The sequence below is a fragment of the Actinomadura pelletieri DSM 43383 genome (assembly GCF_003634705.1).
GTDB lineage: Bacteria > Actinomycetota > Actinomycetes > Streptosporangiales > Streptosporangiaceae > Spirillospora > Spirillospora pelletieri.
Genome location: NZ_RBWU01000006.1, coordinates 159,168 through 177,608 on the forward strand (window position 1 = coordinate 159,168; position 18,441 = coordinate 177,608).

An 18,441-nucleotide genomic window follows, 5' to 3' on the forward strand; every position below is an offset into this window, starting at 1 on the left:
CCCGGTGGGCACCGCCGGTACGGTCACGAGTTCAGAGGGCGCCGCGAGCACGACCGTCGAACAGGGGCGGGTCGCGATCGTCGGAATGGGGCCGGGAGATCCCGGTCTGCTGACGCTCCGCGCCGCCGCCGAGCTGGAGCGCGCCGACACGGTCATCGTGAACCGCGCCCACTGCCCGGCCGAGATCCTGGCGCACTGCCGTTCCGATGTGGAGATCATCGATTCGGCGGACGGTGACCCGGTCCAGCACGCCCGGCGCGCGGCGCGGGAGGGACGGCGGGTCGTGCGGCTGCTGCTGGGCGACCCGGGCCTGGCGTGCGGGCTGGCCGACGAGGGCGGCGCGCTGGCGCAGGCCGGTGTCCCGTTCGAGGTGGTTCCGGGCGTGTCCGCCGTGACGGGCGTGCCGGGATACGCGGGCATCCCGCTCACCGACGCCGACAACCGCGAGGTCAGGGTCATCGACGTCTCCCGGGGCGGGGTCGACTGGGAGCGGTTCGCCGCCTCCGGCGCCACCCTCGTGATCCTCGGCGCGGAGAACGCGGTCGGGGACGTGTGCAAGAGCCTCGTCGCCGCCGGACGGCCCGACTCGACGCCGGCCGCGATGACGAGCCACGGCACGACCACCGAGCAGGAGACCGTCGTTTCGACGCTGCAGAAGCTGGCGTCCGACACCAAGGGCATGGAGTCTCCGGCGCTGATCATCGTCGGGGACGTGGTGGGCTGGCGCGACCGGCTGTCCTGGTTCGAGACGAAGCCGCTGTTCGGCTGGCGGGTCCTGGTGCCGCGGACGAAGGAGCAGGCCGCGTCGCTGTCGGACCAGCTGCGCGCGTACGGGGCCGTCCCCGACGAGGTCCCGACGATCTCCGTCGAGCCGCCGCGCACCCCGCAGCAGATGGACCGCGCCGTCAAGGGCCTGGTCACCGGCCGGTACGAGTGGGTGGTGTTCACCTCCACCAACGCGGTCAGAGCCGTCCGGGAGAAGCTCGTCGACTACGGGCTCGACGCCCGCGCGTTCGCCGGGCTGAAGGTCGCCGCCGTCGGTGAGCAGACCGCCGCCGCGCTCGTCGAGTTCGGCGTCCAGCCCGACCTGACGCCGTCCGGGGAGCAGTCCGGGGAGGGCCTCGCGCGGGAGTGGCCGCCCTACGACGAGGACCTCGACCCCATCAACCGGGTGCTGCTGCCGCGCGCCGACATCGCGACCGACGTGCTGATCGCCCGGCTGACCGAGCTCGGCTGGGAATGCGATGACGTGACCGCCTACCGCACGGTCCGCGCCGCGCCGCCGCCCGCGCCGATCCGTGAGGCGATCAAGGGCGGCGGGTTCGACGCCGTGCTGTTCACCTCGTCGTCCACGGTGAAGAACCTGATCGGGATCGCGGGCAAGCCGCACAAGGTGACGATCATCGCCGTGATCGGACCGCAGACGGCGAAGACGGCCGAGGAGTACGGGCTGCGCGTCGACGTCATGGCCGAGAAGCCGTCGGCGGCGGCGCTGGCGGAGGCCCTCGCCGAGTTCGGCACCCGCTGGCGGGCGAGCCGGGCGGAGGCGGGCGAGCCGCCCCGCAAGCCCAGCCAGATGCGCCGCGGCGCCCGCCGCCGCAGGTGAGGGGATCCACCGCAAGGAACGGGGAGAAGATCATGTCCGCTCGGTTTCCGGTCGCGCGGCCGCGGCGGCTGCGGCGCACGCCCGCATTGCGCCGGATGGTGGCCGAGACCCGGCTCGATCCGGCCGGTCTGGTGCTGCCGATGTTCGTCAAGGAGGGCATCGCCGAACCGCAGCCCGTCTCGTCCATGCCGGGCGTCGTCCAGCACACGCGCGACAGCCTGCGCAAGGCCGCGCACGAGGCGGTCGAGGCGGGCGTCGGCGGGATCATCCTGTTCGGCGTTCCGGCGGTGAAGGACGGCACCGGCTCCGCCGCCGACGACCCGGACGGCATCGTCCAGCTCGCCCTCCGCGATCTGACGTCCGACCTCGGCGACGCCACAGTGATCATGACGGATCTGTGCCTGGACGAGTACACCGACCACGGGCACTGCGGCGTCCTCACCGCGTCCGGTGAGATCGACAACGACGCGACCCTGGAGCGGTACGCGGCCATCGCGCTCGCGCAGGCCGAGGCGGGCGCCGCGGTCGTCGGCCCGAGCGGCATGATGGACGGCCAGGTCGCCGCCATCCGCGCGGCGCTCGACGGCGCCGGCCGCACCGACGTCGCGATCATGGCGTATTCGGCGAAGTACGCGTCGGCGTACTACGGCCCGTTCCGTGACGCCGCCGAGTGCGCGCCCCGGTTCGGTGACCGCTCCACCCACCAGCAGGATCCGGCCAACGCGGACGAGGCCGTCCGCGAGGTGCTGCTCGACCTCGACGAGGGCGCCGACATGGTCATGGTGAAGCCCGCGGGCGCCTACCTCGACATCATCGGCCGCGTCCGTGACACCGTGGACGTCCCCGTCGTCGCCTACCAGGTGAGCGGCGAGTACGCGATGATCGAGGCCGCCGCCGAGAAGGGCTGGATCGACCGAACCCGGACGATCATGGAGTCGTTGATGTCGATCCGCCGGGCGGGCGCCGACATCACGCTCACCTACTGGGCCACCGAGGCGGCCCGGATTCTGCGGGCGTCGAACGTTCGGGATGTCTAGTCACTTGGGGTCGTTTCGGGGGGTTGCCGTGTCGACCCCCACCCTCGCCGGGCATCATCGATAGCCAGGAACCCACGTTCGACCTTGGGGTATTGGGGGCGGAGATGCTGGCTGTCTCGGGGAACAGGCGGTTGAGGGCGGCGCGCGACCGGATGGCCTCGGCCGCGCGGGAGTACGCCGAACTCGGCTGGTCCTGCTTTCCCGGCGCGCATCCGCCGCGAACCGGTGTGCGCAAAGGCGGTGACCGGGCGTGTTCGTGCGACCGGATCGGCTGTCCCGACCCCGGTGCGCATCCGGTGTCGGCGGCGTGGGCGCACCAGGCCACCGTGGACTCCGCCGTCATCGAACGCTGGTGGTCCGAACGTCCGCAGGCCAACATCATCCTGCCGACCGGGCGGGTCTTCGACGTGTTCGACGTCCCCGCCGCCGCGGGCGCCGCCGCCCTCGACCGGATCGACCGCGACGACCTGCCCGTGGGGCCGGTCGCGTCGTTCGGCGGCGACCGGCACCTGTTCTTCGTCGCGACCCGCGGCGCCCCGGTCGACGAGGACGAATGGTGGTCCTGCCACCTCGACTGCTTCCCGGAGGACGTCCTGGAGACCCCCGGCATGCGGTGGCACTGCCGGGACAGTTACGTGACCGCGCCGCCGTCCCGGCTCCCGTCGGGGCGTGAGGTCGCCTGGCTGAGGCCCCCGACGACCGGACCGCTCCCCGACCCGCTCCGCCTCCTCGAAGTCCTCTCCGACAGTTGCGACACCGCCGGCTGAGCGGTCAGGGGGCGTTCGGGGGCGCCTGGATGGCGGGCTTCTGGCCCCACCCGGTGTAGGAGCCGCGCAGCGTCTGGTTGCGGCCGTTCTCCGGCCCGGCACGGACCCAGAACTTGATGGGCCGGTGTTCGGTGTCGAGTTTGATGGCGAACGCGATGTCCTGGGCGCCGGTCGCCTGCGCCATCCGCGTGTACATGGGGCCGACGCCGGGGTTCTGCGCCAGCGCCGCGGCCGGGGCCGCACCTTCGTAGATCACACCGGACTTGTTGGACGAGGTCTGCGTGAGCTTCGTCGCCGACCGCAGCAGCACGGTCAGGTTCGCCACCGAGCTTCCGACGCGCACCTGGTCGGCGAGCGCCGGGTAGCCGCGCCCGCCGAGCGGCGACGACTTCCACGTCTTCCCGGCGCGGACGTAGAGCCGGTCCTGGACGATCACGGCCCGGACCGGTTTGCGGGCCGCGCCCGTCCCCGACAGCGTCAGCGTGTAGGACGGCCGCCCGCCGGGGACCACGCCGAGCGTTCCCTTGCCGGCGGCGCCGGGGAGGCCGCAGCAGCCCGTCTGCCGGTAGTTGAACAGCGCGCCGGGCGCCTGTGTGACGGCCTGGTCGATCCGCGCGACGAGCGGCGCCGGGTCGACGCCTCCCTCCGGCAGCGTCGGCTGCGGGGTGCTGACCTGCTGCGCGGACGTCGGTTCCGGCGGCGGCTCCTTCTCGCCGCCGGTCAGCAGCGTCACGGCGCTCACCACCGCGATGACGACGGCGAGGGCGGCGACGGCGGGGACGGCCCACCGCGTCCGGGAGCCCGCGCCCCGGTTTCCGGGGACGACGATCGGGTTGCGTCCGCTGCTGCGCGGCGGCTTCGGTTTCGGCGGCTCGGGCCGGAGGGCGGCCTGCGCGGCGAGTTCGGTGACGCGTCCGCGGCCCTGCGCCTCCCAGGACGGCCCGTACGCGGACACGGCCGCCTCCTCCAGCGCGGCGAGGTAGTCGGCGGCCGACGCCGGGCGCTGAGCGGGATCCTTCGCCAGGCCCCGGTGGATCAGGTCGCGCAGCGGGCCGGGGACCTCGTCGGCGGGGATCGGCGCCTCCCGGTGCAGCCGCGCCATGTTCCGTCCGGCGAACGGGGGCTGCCCGGTGAGACACTCGTAGAACACCGCGGTGGCCGCGTACAGGTCGGTGGCGACGGAGACGGACGCGCCGTCCCACAGTTCGGGCGCCGCGTACGGTGGACCGGACTGCGCCACCGTCCCGGCCGACGAGGTGCCGAAGTCGGTGAGCCGCGCGTTGCCCTCCTTGTCGATCATGATGTTGCCCGGGCGCAGCGCGCCATGGACGAACACGGCGTGCTCGTGCACCGCCGCGAGGCCGAGGAGCACCCCGCCGAACAGGGACAGGGCCGCGAGCGGCCCGGTCGGGCCCTGTACGCCGAGGACGTGTCGCAGGCTGACGCCCTCGACGTACTGCATCACGATCGCGGCGCCGTCCGGAGTCTCCACGAAGTCGTACAGGTCGACGACGTTGGGGTCCTCGAGCTGGGACAGGCTCCGCGCGGCGGTGCGGAACCGCGTCAGGAACACCTCGTCGGCGCACAGCGCGCCGTCGAGATACTTGATCGCGACCTTGGTACTCGTCAGGTCGTCGACCGCGAGTACCACCCGGCCCGTGGCGCCGTCACCCAACTCCCGCTCGTGGGTGAAGCCGGGGACCGTCCAGCCGTTGACCACCGTGAAAGCCATCCCCCTCCGAAGAACACCCGCCCGGCCTCGATGCCGTACTTGGTGGAATATCGGCCCGTACCCGGCGAGGTCAAGGCAAGTCGCCGAACTGCAACTGAGAGACTGAACCGGTGACTGGTATTGATCTCTCTCAGCAGTGGTTCGATCGTGCCGTCGATGTGGTCCCCGGTGGGGTGAACTCGCCGGTTCGGGCGTTCGGCGCCGTCGGCGGGACGCCCCGTTTCATGGCGTCCGGGCGCGGCCCGTACCTGACGGACGCGGACGGCACCGAGTACGTCGACCTGGTCTGCTCGTGGGGCCCGATGATCCTCGGTCACGCGCATCCGGCCGTCGTGGCGGCGGTGCGGGACGCGGCGGGTCGCGGCACCTCCTACGGGGCGCCGACGCCCGGGGAGGTCGAGCTGGCCGAGGAGATCACGGCACGGACCCCGGTGGCGAAGGTCAGGCTCGTCAACTCCGGCACCGAGGCGACGATGTCGGCGATCCGGCTGGCGCGCGGTTTCACCGGACGCACCAAGATCGTGAAGTTCGCGGGCTGCTACCACGGGCATGTGGACTCGCTGCTCGCCGCGGCGGGCTCCGGCGTCGCCACGTTCGGGCTGCCCGACACCCCCGGCGTGACGGGCGCGACCACCGCGGACACGCTGATCCTGGCGTACAACGACGTCGCGGCGGTGGAGACGGTGTTCGACGAGCACGGCACCGACATCGCGTGCGTCATCACCGAGGCCGTGCCGTGCAACATGGGCGTGGTGCCGCCGCTGTCGGGCTTCAACGCGCTGCTGAAGCGCCTCTGTGAGAGGTACGGCGCCCTGCTGGTGCTGGACGAGGTGCTCACGGGCTTCCGGGCGTCGAGGTCCGGATGGTTCGGCATCGAGGGCGTGGCGGGCGACCTCATGACGTTCGGGAAGGTGATGGGCGGCGGGCTGCCCGCCGCCGCGTTCGGCGGACGCGCCGACATCATGGACCAGCTCGCCCCGGCCGGGCCCGTCTACCAGGCGGGCACCCTGTCCGGGAACCCGCTCGCCACCGCCGCCGGGCTGGCCACGCTGCGGCACGCGACCGACGAGGTGTACGCGGCGGTCGACCATGCGGCGGAGATCGTGTCCAAGGCCGTGTCGGAGGCGCTGACCCGGGAGGGCGTCCCGCATTCGGTGCAGAACGCGGGCAACCTCTTCTCGGTGTTCTTCACCGACGGGGCGGTGGGCGACTTCGCCGCCGCGCAGCGCCAGGACGTCAAGGCGTACGGCGCGTTCTTCCACGCGGCGCTGGAACGCGGCGTGTACCTGCCGCCGTCCGCGTACGAGGTGTGGTTCCTGTCCGCCGCGCACGACGAGGAGGCGCTGGGACGCGTCCTGGACGCCCTCCCGCACGCCGCCCGAGCCGCCGCCAGGTCGGCCGCCTGACGAGGCCAGGGCGGCCGCCTAGCCGACGCGGAGGGCCCGCAGGGCGGCGGTGACGGACGCGGGGTCCGGTGCGTGCAGGGGCGCGCGCACCGCCGGGGTGTCGATCAGGCCCTCCTCGGCCAGGCAGGCCTTGAGGACGGACGGCGACGGCTCAGCGAACAGCGCCCGCACCATCGGAAGCAGCGCGTTGTGGATCGCCAGCCCGCGCGCCGCGTTGCCGTCGCGGACCGCGCGGTCCATCGCGGCGTAGGCGGCGGGCGCGAGACAGGCGGACGCGGCGACGCCGCCGGACGCGCCGAGCTGGAGCATCGGATAGATGTACATGTCGTCGCCGCACAGGATCCCCTGGTCCGCACCGGCGGCGAGCAGGGCGATGGTGTCGGCGTCGACGGCGCCCGCGCACTGCTTCATGCCGGTGACGCAGTCCAGCGCGAGGATCTTGAGGAGGGTGTCGGCGCCGAGCTGCTTTCCCGTCCGGTAGGGGATGTTGTAGGGGACGAGCGGGACGTCCACGGCCGCGCCCACGGCGGCGAAATGGTCGACGACGGCGTCGTCGGACGGGCGCAGGTAGTACGGGACGACGACGAGCAGCGCGTCCGCCAGCGGGGCGCGTTCCCGGGCCTGCCGGATCGAGTCCTCGGTGCCCATCGTTCCGGCGCCGACGATGAGCGGCGTCCCGTACGTGATCGAGACGGCGCGGCACACCTCCAGCACCGTCCGCTGCTCGGTGGGGCTCAGCAGCGCCGCCTCGCCGGTCGTGCCCAGCGCGACCAGGCCGTCCGCGCCGTTCTCCAGGCAGTGCACGGCGAGCCGTTCGAGCGACTTGGCGTCCACCTCACCGGAGTGGGTGAACGGCGTCACGAGCGACGCGTGGATTCCGCGCATCGTCTCTCACCTCGTTTCGACGGGTTGGGGTTCGGGCGGCGCGATCTGGACGCGGGGCCGTGTCCGGACGCTGCCCGCGGCGACCCCCGCGATGATCAGAGCCGCGGCGACGAGCCGGGGCGCGTCCACGTGCTCGCCGAGCAGCAGGGCGGCCGAGACCAGCCCGAACGGCGGGACGAGCAGCGAGTACATGGCGACGGTGCTGGCCTCGTACCGGCGTATCAACCAGCCCCACACGCCGAAGCCGAACAGCGTGGAGATGTAGGCGATGTACGCCAGCGAGCCGAGCCCGGTCAGGGACAGGTCGCGCGCGGCGTCCGGCACCGCCCCCGGCCCCTCGAAGATCAGCGACAGGCCGAACAGCGGCAACGGCGGCACCAACGACACCCACACCATGAACCCGAACGCGTCGATCGGCCCGGTGGCCGCCTTGTTCATCTGCCGCATCCCGACGTTCGCCAGCCCCCAGCAGGCGGCGGCGCCGAGGCAGACGAGAAAGGCGTCGACCGGACTGCCGCCTTCGGACTGCACCATGCCGAGCAGCGCCACGCCGCAGAACGCGACGGCCATGCCCGCGACCTGCCGGACGCCGAGCCGTTCGCGCAGCAGCAGTCCCGCGAACAGCGCCGTGAAGATCGCCTGGATCTGCAGGACGACCGACGCCAGCCCCGCGGGCATCCCCATGTGCATGCCGACGAACAGCAGCCCGAACTGCCCCACGCCGAGCGGAAGGCCGACCAGGACGAGCCAGCGCGCCGGAACCGGCGGACGCCGCACGAAGAACACGGCGGGCACCGCCGCGAGCACGAAGCGCAGCGCGGCCATCAGCAGCGGCGGGACGTCTTCAAGAGCCCAGTGGATGGGTACGAAGTTGAAGCCCCACAACGCCGCGATCAGCGTCGCCAGCAGGACATGGCGCAAACTCATAACTTGATCGTGAGGAAACACTTGCTTTAGGACAAGCGAGAACTTCTTGACACCTCGATTTAGTATTGCTTCATGCTTGATCTGGAACGGCTGCGTGCGCTGCACTCCGTCGCGACCTACGGTTCGGTCAGCGCGGCCGCCGACGTCCTGCACGTGACCACCTCGGCGGTCTCCCAGCAACTGGCGAAGCTGGAGCGGGAGACCGGTCAGAAGCTTCTCGAACGCAACGGCCGGGGCGTGCGCCTCACCGACGCCGCCGAACTGCTCGTCGCCCACGCCGCGCGGATCCTGTCGCTCGTGGAGCAGGCGCAGGCCGATCTGGAGGCCCACCGCGGCTCCGTCGTCGGGCAGCTCACCGTGGCCGCGTTTCCCACCGCGATCCGCGGGCTGATGCCCGCGGCGCTGCGCTCCCTCGGCGTCGAGCATCCCGACCTGCGCGTGCAGGCCATCGAGGAAGACCCGATGCGCAGCATGCCGCTGGTGTCGCGCGGCGATTACGACATGGCCGTCGTCCAGGACTGGAACAACGAGCCGCTGCCGCTGCCAGAGGGCCTGCACAAGGGCGTCATCTGCGACGACGTCGCGGACGTGGCGGTCCCGGCGACCCATCCGCTCGCCGGACGCGCCACCGTCGACCTGAAGGAACTGGCCGGCGACCCGTGGATCAGCTCCTCGCCGGACAGCATCTGCTGCCACTGGCTGCTGCGAACGCTGCGCGCCGTCGACAGCGAACCCAGGATCGACCACATGGCCTACGAGTTCGCCACACAACTCGCCCTCGCCGCCGCCGGTCTCGGTAACGTCATCCTGCCGCGCCTCGGCCGTTGCGACGTCCCGCCCGGCGTGGTGATCCTGCCGCTGGCGGCGCCGCTGTCGCGCCGCGTGTACGCGGTCTGGCGCGAGGAGGCCGCCCGCCGTCCCGCCATCCGCGCCGCCGTCACCGCGCTGCGCGCCGCCGTCCCCGCCGACATTCCCGCCGTCGCGCCCGTGCCGCACTGACCGCCCGTCCGCGAACGAGACGAAGCGCACGTCGCCAAGGGCGTGGCCGGTGGGTAGGGCGAGGCAGGGGCGTAGGTAATCTGACGAGCGATGACCGAGAAGACGATCGTTCACCTCTTGCGGCACGGTGAGGTGCACAACCCCCAGGGAATCCTGTACGGGCGACTGCCCGGCTACCGCCTGAGCGAGGACGGCGTCCTCATGGCGAAGGCCGCCGCCAAATGGTTCTCCGAACGGGACGTGGCCGCCCTGTTCTCCTCACCGATGCAGCGGGCGCTGGAGACGGCCGCGCCCCTGGCCGACGCGTTCGACCTGCCCGTGACGGTGGACGACCGGCTGATCGAGGCCGGCAACCATTTCGAGGGGCTGACGTTCGGGGCCGGGGCCGGTTCGCTGCGCCGTCCCGAGCACTGGCGGCACCTGGTCAACCCGTTCCGGCCGTCCTGGGGAGAGCCCTACAAGGAACTCGCCGCCCGGATGCGCTCCGCCGTGATCAGGGCGCGGGAGGCGGCGCGGGGCCACGAGGCCGTCTGCATCAGCCACCAGCTGCCGATCTGGGTGCTGCGGCTGCACGCCGAACGCCGCCGCCTCTGGCATCACCCGCAGCGGCGGGAGTGCGGGCTGGCGAGCCTCACCAGCCTCACGTTCGAGGGCAGCCGACTGGTGGACGTCGCCTACTGTGAACCCGCGGCCGGGATCGCCAAGGGCCCCAGTGTCGCGGGTGCCTGACCGCACCACTAGGTTGTGTACTACATCCTGTAGTAGCACATGGACGGTGAAGTAGGAGGGTCCGTTGAGCCCCCGAGTCTCCCCACCGCGCGCCGTCGTCGCGGGCGTCGCCGTGGCGCTCTGCGGGCTGCTGGCCGGGTGCGCCGGGACCAGCGCCTCCGAGAACGGGCAGGGCGACGACGACACGCGGTTCGTGTCCGGCGACGGCAGCCTGACCGAGTTCAAGCCCGGCGCCCGCAAGAACGTCCAGGGCGTCGGCGGTCAGCGGCTGGACGGGACACAGGTCAAGCTCACCGATCTCAAGGGCAAGGTCGTCGTCGTCAACTTCTGGGCGTCGTGGTGCGCGCCCTGCCGCGGCGAGGCGCCGTCCCTCCAGCAGGTGTACGACGCGAACAAGGCCAAGGGCGTCGAGTTCCTCGGCGTCAACTTCAAGGACTCCAAGGACAACGCGCTGGCGTTCGAGCGCCGGTTCAAGGTCACCTATCCGAGCCTGTTCGACGCGGACGGGCAGGTCACCCTGGCGTTCCGGGAGGTGCCGCCCAGCGCGATCCCGAGCACGCTCGTCCTCGACCGGCAGGGACGCATCGCCGCCCGCGTCATCGGCGCGACGACGTACTCCAAGCTGAACCCGCTGGTCACCAAGGTCCTCGCGGAGAAATGAGCCGGTGAGCACACGAGCATGAGCGCAGGATCATGAGCACGGGCACATGAGCACCGTCACCGAGACGGTCGTCAGCGGGTCGCTGGTCGCGGCGGCACCGCTGGCGGCGCTCGCCGGGCTCGTCTCGTTCGCCTCGCCGTGCGTCCTGCCGCTCGTCCCGGGCTACCTGTCGTACGTGACGGGCATGTCCGGCGCCGACCTCGCCGACCAGCGGCGCGGCCGGCTCCTCGCGGGCGCGATCCTGTTCATCGCCGGGTTCAGCGTCGTGTTCGTCAGCTACGGCGTGATCTTCGGCGGGCTCGGACGCTGGCTGCTGGAGTACCAGGATCCGATCACCCGCGTCCTCGGCGTCATCACGATCGTGTTCGGTCTCGCGTTCATGGGCCTCATCCCCGGGCTGCAACGGACCGTGAAGTCGGGCCGGCTGCCCGCGGCGGGGCTCGCGGGCGCGCCGCTGCTCGGCGTGCTGTTCGGGCTCGGCTGGACGCCCTGCATCGGCCCGACGCTCGGCGCGGTGCAGAGCCTCGCCGTCACCGAGGCCAGCGCCGGACGCGGCGCGCTGCTGTCGCTGGCGTACTGCGCGGGGCTCGGCCTGCCGTTCATCGCCGCGGCGATCGCCTACCGCCGGGCGCTCGGTGCGTTCGGCGCGGTGAAACGCCACTACCCTCTGGTCATGCGGACCGGCGGCGGCATGCTCGTGCTCATCGGAGCGCTGCTGGTGAGCGGCCTGTGGGGCGACCTGACCATCGAGCTGAAGTCGTGGATCAGCGGCTTCCAACCCGTTATTTGAGATGACTGACATCTGGGACGACGTCAAGGAGTCCGAGCCCGAGTCGGGCACGCGGGCCCCCGCGGCGCGGCAGGCGCCGGAGGAGGTGCCGCGCCCGAGCGGCATCGGCCCGCTCGGCTGGCTGCGCTGGGGCTGGCGGCAGCTGACCACGATGCGCACGGCGCTGATCCTGCTGTTCCTGGTGGCGCTCGGCGCGGTTCCCGGGTCGGTCCTGCCGCAGCGGGGACAGGCGCCGGAGAAGGTCGTGGCCTACCTGGACGAGCACAGGACGCTCGGTCCGTGGCTCGACCGGTTCTCCATGTTCGACGTGTTCGCCGCGCCGTGGTTCGCGGCGATCTACATCCTGCTGTTCGTCTCGCTCGCCGGATGCGTCATTCCTCGCGCGGGCAAGCACTACCGGTCGATGCGGGCCCGTCCGCCCGCGGCACCCCGCCGTCTGGAACGGCTGCCGCAGTCCGCGCGGTTCGAGACGGACACGTCCCCTGACGACGTCCTCGCCGAGGCCCGCAAGGTGCTGCGCGGGCGGCGGTTCCGGGTGGACGTGTCCGACGGCGCGGCGTCCGCCGAGAAGGGCTACCTGGGCGAGACCGGCAACCTGCTGTTCCACCTGGCGTTGCTGGCACTGCTGTTCGCGCTCGGCCTCGGGAACCTGTTCGGCTACCGGGGAGACGTGCTGCTGACCGAGGGCAAGACGTTCGCCAACTCCCTCAACCAGTACGACCAGTTCACGCCCGGACGGGCCTTCAACGACGGCGAACTCGCCCCGTTCACCATCAGCCTCGACGACTTCAAGGCGACCTACGAGACCGAGGGCGGCAAACGCGGCCAGGCCACCGGGTTCAACGCCGCGATCCGCTACCGGGCCGAGCCCGACGGCAAGGACGAACGGTACGACCTGCGGATCAACCATCCGCTGAAGGTCGGCGGCACCAAGGTCTACCTGCTCGGCCACGGGTACGCGCCGGTGTTCACCGTCCGGGACGCCAAGGGCGACGTCGCGTTCCGGGACGCGGTGCCGTTCCTGGAGATGGAGCCCAGGAACCTGACGTCCGAGGGCGTCATCAAGGCTCCCGACGCCCGGCCGGACCAGCTCGCCTTCTACGGGATCCTGTGGCCGACCGCGATGGCCGACGAGAGCGGCAAGCAGATCGTTTCGGCGTTCCCGGCGCCGCTGCGTCCGGTCGTCACGATCTCCTCGTTCAAGGGCGACATCGGCCTGGACACCGGAACCCCGCAGTCCGTCTACCGGCTGGAGGGCATCGGCAAGACGCTCCAGCCCGTCAAGGACGGCCAGAAGCTGCTGGAACCGGGGGAGACGTTCAAGCTCCCCGGCGGCGCGGGCTCGATCACGTTCGAGGGGCTCAAGGAGTACGCGACCCTGTCGGTCAACCACGACCCCGGACGCGTCCCGGCCCTGATCGCGGCCATTCTCGCGGTGCTGGGCGTGGTGGCCTCGTTCATGGTGCGGCGGCGCAGGGTGTGGGTCCGTGCGAGCGCCGAAGAGGGCGGGCGTACGGTGGTCGAGGTCGGCGGCCTCACGTTGGGGAACCCGACCGCGGAGTTCGACGACATCGTGACCGCGCTGCGCGGCCCGGAACAGGAGCCGGAGCCCGAAGCCGACCAGGACGCCGCCGACCAGAACGACGACGCCGAGCCCGAGCCCGAAGCCGAGCCCGAAGCCGACGCCGATCCGGACTCCGGCCCGGCGACAGAATCGAAGGAGTGACGAGGTGAGCAACAGGTGAACAGCGCCGACCTCGCGAACCTGAGCGACAAGCTCATGCTGACCACCGTGGTGATGTACATCGTCGCGCTGGTCGCCTACGCCGCCGACATGGGCTTCGGTCGTCGCGGCGCCGCGACGACCGCCGTCGCCAAGGCGTCCGTCCGGGAGAAGGCCGAGGCCAAGGTCCTGGTCGGAGCCGGTGGCGCCGAGGCCATCGCCGACACCGCCGACACCGCCGCTCCCGCCCCCGCCACGGACGCTCCGGACGGGGAGGAGCCGGGCGGCTCCCGGTTCGACTGGGCACGCCTCGCGGTGTTCCTGAGCGTGCTGGGCGTCGGCGCGCACCTCGGGGTGCTGGTGAGCCGCGGGCTGGCCGCGGAGCGGTGGCCGTGGGGCAACATGTACGAGTTCCTCACCGCCATCTCGTTCGCCGCCGTCACCGCCTTCATGGTCGTGATGGTCAAGTACAAGGCCCGCTTCCTCGGCGTGCCCGTGATGTTCGCCGCCGTCATCGCGTTGGGCGTGGCGAACATCTACCTGTACGACTCGGTCGGCCCGGTCACCCCCGCGCTGGACTCCTACTGGATCGCCATCCACGTCACCGCCGCGATCATCGCGACCGGGGCGTTCACGGTCGCGGGCGCCGCGACCGTCCTCTACCTGCTGAAGGCCCGCGAGGACGCCCGTGGCGGCGCCCCGAGCGTCGCGCTGGCCCATGTGCCGTCGGCCGAGACGCTCGACCGGCTCGCGATGCGGGTCACGATGTTCGCGTTCCCGATCTGGACGGCCGCGATCATCATGGGCGCGATCTGGGCCGACCAGGCCTGGGGCCGCTACTGGGGCTGGGACCCGAAGGAGATCTGGTCCTTCGTCACCTGGATCATCTACGCCGCCTACCTGCACGCCCGCGCGACCGCCGGATGGAGGGGACGCAAGGCCGCGATCCTGTCGCTGGTGGCGTTCGCCGCGCTGCTGTTCAACTTCTTCGGCGTCAACTACATGTTCGAGGGGCTGCACTCCTACGCGTGACGTCCATGCCCGGGAATTTCGTCCTTCGTGACACCCGGGGATGACGGAGTGTCGGGTTCCGGCTTACCCTTCCTCCGGGACCCGGTCGCGCGGCGGACGCCGCTCGATCCCCCGCGGGTCCCGTGGACAGAGGAGCCCGATGCGCTTCAAAGGCGTCCATCGCAAGCCCCGGGAGCCGCGGCACCGGGAGTGGCCGCGTGCCGGGCGGAGCCGCGGTGACGGCCGTCCCGGGGGAGACGCCTACGCGCCCTCGCCGCCCGACTCCGGGCAGGTGCGGCCGCGCAGCAACCAGCCGCGCGACCGGTTCGGCCGGTTCCGCAAGGCGGGCCGCGACGACGACTTCGCGTTGGGCCCCGGCGGCGCACCGGACGACCGCGCCGGACGTGACGGCCCCGACACGGGCGACACGGCGGGCGACCCGCCGGGCGGGTTCACGGGCAGGTTCGGCAGGCGCAGGCGGGGCAGGCCCCGGCAGGGCGACTACTCGTGGAGCGACTTCGAGCTCGAGGACGACCGGCTGCGCGTGGAGCCGTACCCGCCGGGCACTCCGCATGTCGCCGACGGCCGCCGCCACTGCGGCGTCCTGGAGAACGTCCTGTACCGCCAGTGGGACGTCCGGGAGGGCCCGCCGAGCCCCGAGGTGATCGCGGCGGTGGACAGCCTGGCGTCGCTGCCCGAGCCGCTGAAGGAGAAGCTCGCGGCCGGGCTCGACGGCATCTATGTGGGGCCGGGCGGCGTTCCACAGCTCGACGACATGGGCCATCTGCGCGACCGTCCGCTGCCGTCCGGCCGCGCCACCTGGGACATCTGCGCCGGCGCCTATGGCGACCACAAGATCATCGTCGGTGATCGGCCGTCGCCGACGCCGGACGTGATGCTGCACGAGGTCGGGCACGCGCTCGACGACCTCGACGGCGAAGGCGACGAGTGGGCCTCCGACAGCCCCGCCTTCCAGCGGCTCTACGAGGAGTGCCTGCCGCATCTGGCGAGCGCCTTCCACCGCCAGCCGAACACGCTCGGCCGCCGGGAGTTCTTCGCGGACGCGTTCGCCGCGATCTCCTCCCGGCAGCGTCCCGCGCTCGTGGATATGCTCGCCGGCAACATCAGATTGGCATTGGAGGTCATGCTCTTCTTCAACCGCGGATTCGGGATCTAGGACACCGGCGAAGGTGAGCGGCAATGGGAAATCGCGAGGGTGATCGACGATGTATGTGATCCGGCTTCCCGACGGCACGCTCCGGGTACCGCACAGCGTCCTCGCCGATGTCGACGAGTCCGGGCCGCAGGCGTCCCAGGGGCGGATCATCGCCGACGCCTATATCGAGATCAAGCCGGGCGACCCCGACTACGACCGGCTCCTCGCGGAGTCGCTGACCGAGCAGGAACTGGCGGACCGGCGGCGCCGCTGGCGGGACGGGGACGCCGACCTGCTCCGCCGTTTCGAGGAATGGGCGGCGAACGACGCCGAGGGGAACGCGGACTGAGCCCGGAAACGGAAGCGGCCCCGGCCGCCCGGGCGAGGGACTTCCCCCTGAAGGACTACCTCACGCGGCGGTCCGGGCGGCAAGGGCCGAATACGTACAACGCGCCCCGCGGGTCAGTGTGCCGAATGCTCGGCGATGGGCTCCTCGCCGCGCAGCAGCGCGTGCACCTCGGACTCGCGAAAGCGCCGGTGGCCCCCCGGTGTCCGGATGCTGCTGATCCGGCCCGCGGCGGCCCACCGGGTGACCGTCTTCGGGTCGACCCGGAAGAGGGCGGCGACCTCTCCTGGGGTCAGCAGGCGCTCGCTCGTGCTCTCCACGTTTTCTCTCCCCCTTTGTCCCGCTCTCGGCGCGGGTGGACTGTTTAACAGTGTGGCGGGTCAAGACCGATTTCTCCCTATGTTTGGGAAAAGATCACGGAGAGTAGTCGGCCTATCTGGCCGGATCACCCACGGTGCGCGCCCCATGCGGAGCGAGCCTCCCTTTGACCGCACTCGACCTGCCAGGTCAGCACCGGAACGAGCTTAGGCCGCGACCGGTGCGGCGCTCGAAGTAGTCTCTTGATCATGTCCGATCTGATACCTCTGCCGGAGATCGAACGGGCCGCCGAGCGCATCGCCGGCGTCGCCGTCCGGACTCCGCTCGTCCCGTTCCGCCATGACCCCGCCGCCACGTCGGCGACCGGCTCGGCGGGCGGTGCCTCGGACGGTGCCTCGGACGGTGTCTCGGGGGGCACGGGGGGCGGGCCGTCGCTGTTCGTGAAGGCGGAGTCGTTGCAGCCTATCGGCGCGTTCAAGCTTCGCGGCGCCTACTCCGCCATCGCGTCTCTCACACCCGAGGAACGGGCCCGCGGCGTCGTGACGCACTCCAGCGGCAACCACGCGCAGGCCGTCGCGTACGCGGCCCGCGCGCTCGGCGGCAGGGCCGTGCTGGTCATGCCGAACACCGCCCCGAGGGTGAAGGTGGACGCGTGCGTCGCGCTCGGCGCCGAGGTCGTGTACGTGGAGCCGACCATGCGGGCCCGGGAGGAGACCGCGGCCAAGCTCGCCGCCGCGCACGGCTTCGCGGTGATCCCGCCCTTCGACGACGCCCGGGTCATTGCGGGGCAGGGCACGGTCGGGCTGGAGATCGTCCAGGACCGCCCGGACGTGGACGTCGTGCTCGCCCCCGTCGGCGGGGGCGGGCTCGTCTCCGGGGTCGCCGCCGCCGTCAAGGCGCTGCGCCCCGAGGCGCTGGTGGTCGGCGTCGAACCGGAACTCGCCGCCGACGCACAGGAGTCGATGGCCGCCGGACATCCCGTCACGTGGGAGGCGGAGCGGACCGGTCGCACCATCGCCGACGCGCTCCGCCTCCAGCGGGTCGGCGATCTGCCGTTCGCGCACATGCGCGCTCATGTAGACCGTGTCGTCACGGTCACCGAGGACCAGATCCGCCTCGCCATGCGCCGTCTCGCCCGCGAGACCCGGCTGGTCGCCGAACCCGCCGGGGCGGTCGCCACCGCCGCGTTCCTCTACCGGCGCGCCGAGCTGCCCGAGGCCCGCACCTACGTCTCGGTCCTGTCCGGTGGCAACGTCGACCCGGCCCTGTTCCGCGACGTGCTGAGGTAGGCATTACTCTCGAAGGACCATGCGTTCCGTCATCTTCTACACCGTGGCGCGGCTCGCGATCTTCGCGGTGACCGCGGGCGTGCTGGCGCTGTTCGGGGCCCGCGGGTTCCTGCTCCTGCTGCTGGCGCTGGCGATCAGCGGCGTCGTCAGCTACGTCCTGCTGTCCGCCCAGCGCGACCGGATGTCGGCCGCCGTCGCGCACGGCGTCCGGTCGCAGCGACGGCGGTTCGAGAAGTCGATGACGAAAGAGGACGCATGAGCCGCGCCTCCCTCGACAAGCGGCCCGCCGACGTCGCCGCGATGTTCGACGGCACCGCCGCGCGCTACGACCTGCTGAACACGCTGATGACCGGCGGGCTCGACCGGCGGTGGCGGCGGGAGGTCGTCCGGGCGGTCGGCGCCCGGCCGGGCGAACGGATCCTCGACCTCGCCGCCGGGACGGGAACGTCCTCGGTGCCGTTCGCCGAGGCGGGCGCCGAGACGGTGGCGTGCGACTTCTCGCTCGGCATGCTGCGCGTCGGGGTGCGGCGCCAGGCTGGGGTCCGGGGGCTGAGCTTCGTCGCGGGGGACGCGCTCCGCCTCCCGTTCGCGGACGGCTCGTTCGACGCGGTGACGATCTCGTTCGGCCTGCGCAACATCGTCGACACCGGGAAGGCGCTGCTGGAGTTGCGGCGGGTCGCCAAGCCCGGCGGGCGGCTGCTGGTGTGCGAGGTGAGCCACCCGCCGAACGCGCTGCTGGCGTTCGGGCACCGCACGCATCTGCGGTACGGGCTGCCCTTGCTGGCGCGGGTCAGTTCCAATCCCGACTCCTACAACTATCTCGCCGAGTCGACACTGGCGTGGCCCGACCAGGCGGGGCTGGCGCGGCTGATCCAGGAGGCGGGTTGGGACGACGTGCGCTGGCGCGACCTGACGTTCGGTGTCGCCGCGATGCACCGCGCGGTCAATCCGGGCTGAGCCGCGGGTCACTTCAGCCGTGACCGGCCCTGAATTACGCACCGGTCGTGATAAGGGAATAGACTCCCCTCGGAACCTTGTGAAGTACTTCACAAGCGAACG

Annotated in this window: 19 protein-coding genes; 15 read left to right on the forward strand and 4 right to left on the reverse strand. The window is 71.8% G+C overall.

Annotation, left to right across the window (positions count from 1 at the left end; all coding sequences use genetic code 11):
* Nucleotides 1-4: 4 nt before the first annotated feature.
* The 3 genes from BZB76_RS25985 to BZB76_RS25995 all read left to right on the forward strand — a co-directional run bounded on the left by BZB76_RS25985 (nucleotide 5) and on the right by BZB76_RS25995 (nucleotide 3,410).
* Nucleotides 5-1,606, forward strand: coding sequence for a bifunctional uroporphyrinogen-III C-methyltransferase/uroporphyrinogen-III synthase (locus tag BZB76_RS25985; RefSeq protein WP_281273921.1), 1,602 nt, complete (start codon nucleotides 5-7; stop codon nucleotides 1,604-1,606).
* A 32-nt stretch (nucleotides 1,607-1,638) separates the two neighbouring features.
* Entirely contained in the window at nucleotides 1,639-2,643 is a 1,005-nt protein-coding gene (hemB, locus tag BZB76_RS25990; protein ID WP_121437054.1) for a porphobilinogen synthase, read from the forward strand.
* A gap of 104 nt (nucleotides 2,644-2,747) precedes the next feature.
* Complete coding sequence (locus tag BZB76_RS25995) at nucleotides 2,748-3,410, forward strand: bifunctional DNA primase/polymerase (protein WP_121437055.1); 663 nt, start codon at nucleotides 2,748-2,750, stop codon at nucleotides 3,408-3,410.
* Nucleotides 3,411-3,414: 4 nt separating this feature from the next.
* Here BZB76_RS25995 and BZB76_RS26000 read toward each other — a convergent pair whose 3' ends face one another.
* The gene (locus tag BZB76_RS26000) at nucleotides 3,415-5,142 is read right to left on the reverse strand and encodes a serine/threonine-protein kinase (RefSeq protein ID WP_121437056.1); all 1,728 of its coding nucleotides are present in this window, start codon (nucleotides 5,140-5,142) and stop codon (nucleotides 3,415-3,417) included.
* Between the two features lie 110 nt (nucleotides 5,143-5,252).
* On the opposite strand from BZB76_RS26000, the gene hemL reads away from it, so the two are divergent.
* Entirely contained in the window at nucleotides 5,253-6,548 is a 1,296-nt protein-coding gene (gene hemL, locus BZB76_RS26005; RefSeq protein WP_121437057.1) for a glutamate-1-semialdehyde 2,1-aminomutase, read from the forward strand.
* An 18-nt stretch (nucleotides 6,549-6,566) separates the two neighbouring features.
* Here hemL and BZB76_RS26010 read toward each other — a convergent pair whose 3' ends face one another.
* Nucleotides 6,567-7,433 carry a dihydrodipicolinate synthase family protein gene (locus BZB76_RS26010; protein WP_121437058.1) on the reverse strand — a complete coding sequence of 289 codons (867 nt, stop codon included), beginning with the start codon at nucleotides 7,431-7,433 and terminating at the stop codon, nucleotides 6,567-6,569.
* 6 nt (nucleotides 7,434-7,439) lie between these two features.
* Entirely contained in the window at nucleotides 7,440-8,360 is a 921-nt protein-coding gene (locus tag BZB76_RS26015) for an EamA family transporter (protein WP_121437059.1), read from the reverse strand.
* A 72-nt stretch (nucleotides 8,361-8,432) separates the two neighbouring features.
* On the opposite strand from BZB76_RS26015, the gene BZB76_RS26020 reads away from it, so the two are divergent.
* From BZB76_RS26020 to BZB76_RS26055, 8 genes are all read left to right on the forward strand, one after another.
* A complete protein-coding gene (locus BZB76_RS26020; protein WP_121437060.1) occupies nucleotides 8,433-9,359 on the forward strand; it encodes a LysR family transcriptional regulator in 927 nt (308 codons plus the stop codon).
* Nucleotides 9,360-9,449: 90 nt separating this feature from the next.
* Complete coding sequence (locus BZB76_RS26025) at nucleotides 9,450-10,088, forward strand: histidine phosphatase family protein (RefSeq protein ID WP_121437061.1); 639 nt, start codon at nucleotides 9,450-9,452, stop codon at nucleotides 10,086-10,088.
* 64 nt (nucleotides 10,089-10,152) lie between these two features.
* A complete protein-coding gene (locus tag BZB76_RS26030) occupies nucleotides 10,153-10,749 on the forward strand; it encodes a TlpA family protein disulfide reductase (protein ID WP_121437062.1) in 597 nt (198 codons plus the stop codon).
* 46 nt (nucleotides 10,750-10,795) lie between these two features.
* Nucleotides 10,796-11,539: a cytochrome c biogenesis CcdA family protein gene (locus BZB76_RS26035; protein ID WP_121437063.1), complete on the forward strand. Its 744-nt coding sequence runs from the start codon at nucleotides 10,796-10,798 to the stop codon at nucleotides 11,537-11,539.
* A gap of 1 nt (nucleotide 11,540) precedes the next feature.
* A complete protein-coding gene (gene resB, locus BZB76_RS26040; RefSeq protein ID WP_121437064.1) occupies nucleotides 11,541-13,265 on the forward strand; it encodes a cytochrome c biogenesis protein ResB in 1,725 nt (574 codons plus the stop codon).
* Nucleotides 13,266-13,280: 15 nt separating this feature from the next.
* Complete coding sequence (gene ccsB / locus BZB76_RS26045) at nucleotides 13,281-14,294, forward strand: c-type cytochrome biogenesis protein CcsB (protein ID WP_121437065.1); 1,014 nt, start codon at nucleotides 13,281-13,283, stop codon at nucleotides 14,292-14,294.
* A 139-nt stretch (nucleotides 14,295-14,433) separates the two neighbouring features.
* On the forward strand, nucleotides 14,434-15,450 hold the full coding sequence (locus BZB76_RS26050; RefSeq protein ID WP_121437066.1) for a hypothetical protein: 1,017 nt from the start codon (nucleotides 14,434-14,436) through the stop codon (nucleotides 15,448-15,450).
* A 49-nt stretch (nucleotides 15,451-15,499) separates the two neighbouring features.
* Nucleotides 15,500-15,778, forward strand: coding sequence for a hypothetical protein (locus BZB76_RS26055; RefSeq protein ID WP_121437067.1), 279 nt, complete (start codon nucleotides 15,500-15,502; stop codon nucleotides 15,776-15,778).
* A gap of 113 nt (nucleotides 15,779-15,891) precedes the next feature.
* Here the strand turns inward: BZB76_RS26055 and BZB76_RS26060 are convergent, their stop codons facing one another.
* Nucleotides 15,892-16,095, reverse strand: coding sequence for a BldC family transcriptional regulator (locus BZB76_RS26060; protein WP_117401189.1), 204 nt, complete (start codon nucleotides 16,093-16,095; stop codon nucleotides 15,892-15,894).
* 246 nt (nucleotides 16,096-16,341) lie between these two features.
* Here BZB76_RS26060 and BZB76_RS26065 point away from each other — a divergent pair, with 246 nt between their 5' ends.
* From BZB76_RS26065 to BZB76_RS26075, 3 genes are read left to right on the forward strand one after another with little or no spacing between them, the layout of a single operon-like run.
* A complete protein-coding gene (locus BZB76_RS26065; RefSeq protein ID WP_121437455.1) occupies nucleotides 16,342-17,382 on the forward strand; it encodes a threonine ammonia-lyase in 1,041 nt (346 codons plus the stop codon).
* A gap of 19 nt (nucleotides 17,383-17,401) precedes the next feature.
* Nucleotides 17,402-17,641 (forward strand): DUF4229 domain-containing protein, encoded by a 240-nt coding sequence (locus BZB76_RS26070; RefSeq protein WP_121437068.1) that lies wholly within the window; start codon nucleotides 17,402-17,404, stop codon nucleotides 17,639-17,641.
* Nucleotides 17,638-18,339: a demethylmenaquinone methyltransferase gene (locus tag BZB76_RS26075; protein ID WP_121437069.1), complete on the forward strand. Its 702-nt coding sequence runs from the start codon at nucleotides 17,638-17,640 to the stop codon at nucleotides 18,337-18,339. The genes BZB76_RS26070 and BZB76_RS26075 overlap by 4 nt, the downstream gene beginning before the upstream one ends.
* The last annotated feature ends 102 nt before the right edge of the window (nucleotides 18,340-18,441 follow it).

What these genes read in the sequence shown, in the direction of transcription:
- BZB76_RS26020 (WP_121437060.1), top strand. Translation starts at nt 8,433, where the DNA reads ATGCTTGATCTGGAACGGCTGCGTGCGCTGCACTCCGTCGCGACCTAC.
- BZB76_RS26025 (WP_121437061.1), top strand. Translation starts at nt 9,450, where the DNA reads ATGACCGAGAAGACGATCGTTCACCTCTTGCGGCACGGTGAGGTGCAC.
- BZB76_RS26010 (WP_121437058.1), bottom strand. Translation starts at nt 7,433, where the DNA reads ATGCGCGGAATCCACGCGTCGCTCGTGACGCCGTTCACCCACTCCGGT.
- hemB (WP_121437054.1), top strand. Translation starts at nt 1,639, where the DNA reads ATGTCCGCTCGGTTTCCGGTCGCGCGGCCGCGGCGGCTGCGGCGCACG.
- BZB76_RS26055 (WP_121437067.1), top strand. Translation starts at nt 15,500, where the DNA reads ATGTATGTGATCCGGCTTCCCGACGGCACGCTCCGGGTACCGCACAGC.
- BZB76_RS26050 (WP_121437066.1), top strand. Translation starts at nt 14,434, where the DNA reads ATGCGCTTCAAAGGCGTCCATCGCAAGCCCCGGGAGCCGCGGCACCGG.
- BZB76_RS26000 (WP_121437056.1), bottom strand. Translation starts at nt 5,142, where the DNA reads ATGGCTTTCACGGTGGTCAACGGCTGGACGGTCCCCGGCTTCACCCAC.
- BZB76_RS26070 (WP_121437068.1), top strand. Translation starts at nt 17,402, where the DNA reads ATGCGTTCCGTCATCTTCTACACCGTGGCGCGGCTCGCGATCTTCGCG.
- BZB76_RS26015 (WP_121437059.1), bottom strand. Translation starts at nt 8,360, where the DNA reads ATGAGTTTGCGCCATGTCCTGCTGGCGACGCTGATCGCGGCGTTGTGG.
- BZB76_RS25995 (WP_121437055.1), top strand. Translation starts at nt 2,748, where the DNA reads ATGCTGGCTGTCTCGGGGAACAGGCGGTTGAGGGCGGCGCGCGACCGG.
- BZB76_RS26075 (WP_121437069.1), top strand. Translation starts at nt 17,638, where the DNA reads ATGAGCCGCGCCTCCCTCGACAAGCGGCCCGCCGACGTCGCCGCGATG.
- BZB76_RS26065 (WP_121437455.1), top strand. Translation starts at nt 16,342, where the DNA reads ATGTCCGATCTGATACCTCTGCCGGAGATCGAACGGGCCGCCGAGCGC.
- resB (WP_121437064.1), top strand. Translation starts at nt 11,541, where the DNA reads ATGACTGACATCTGGGACGACGTCAAGGAGTCCGAGCCCGAGTCGGGC.
- BZB76_RS26035 (WP_121437063.1), top strand. Translation starts at nt 10,796, where the DNA reads ATGAGCACCGTCACCGAGACGGTCGTCAGCGGGTCGCTGGTCGCGGCG.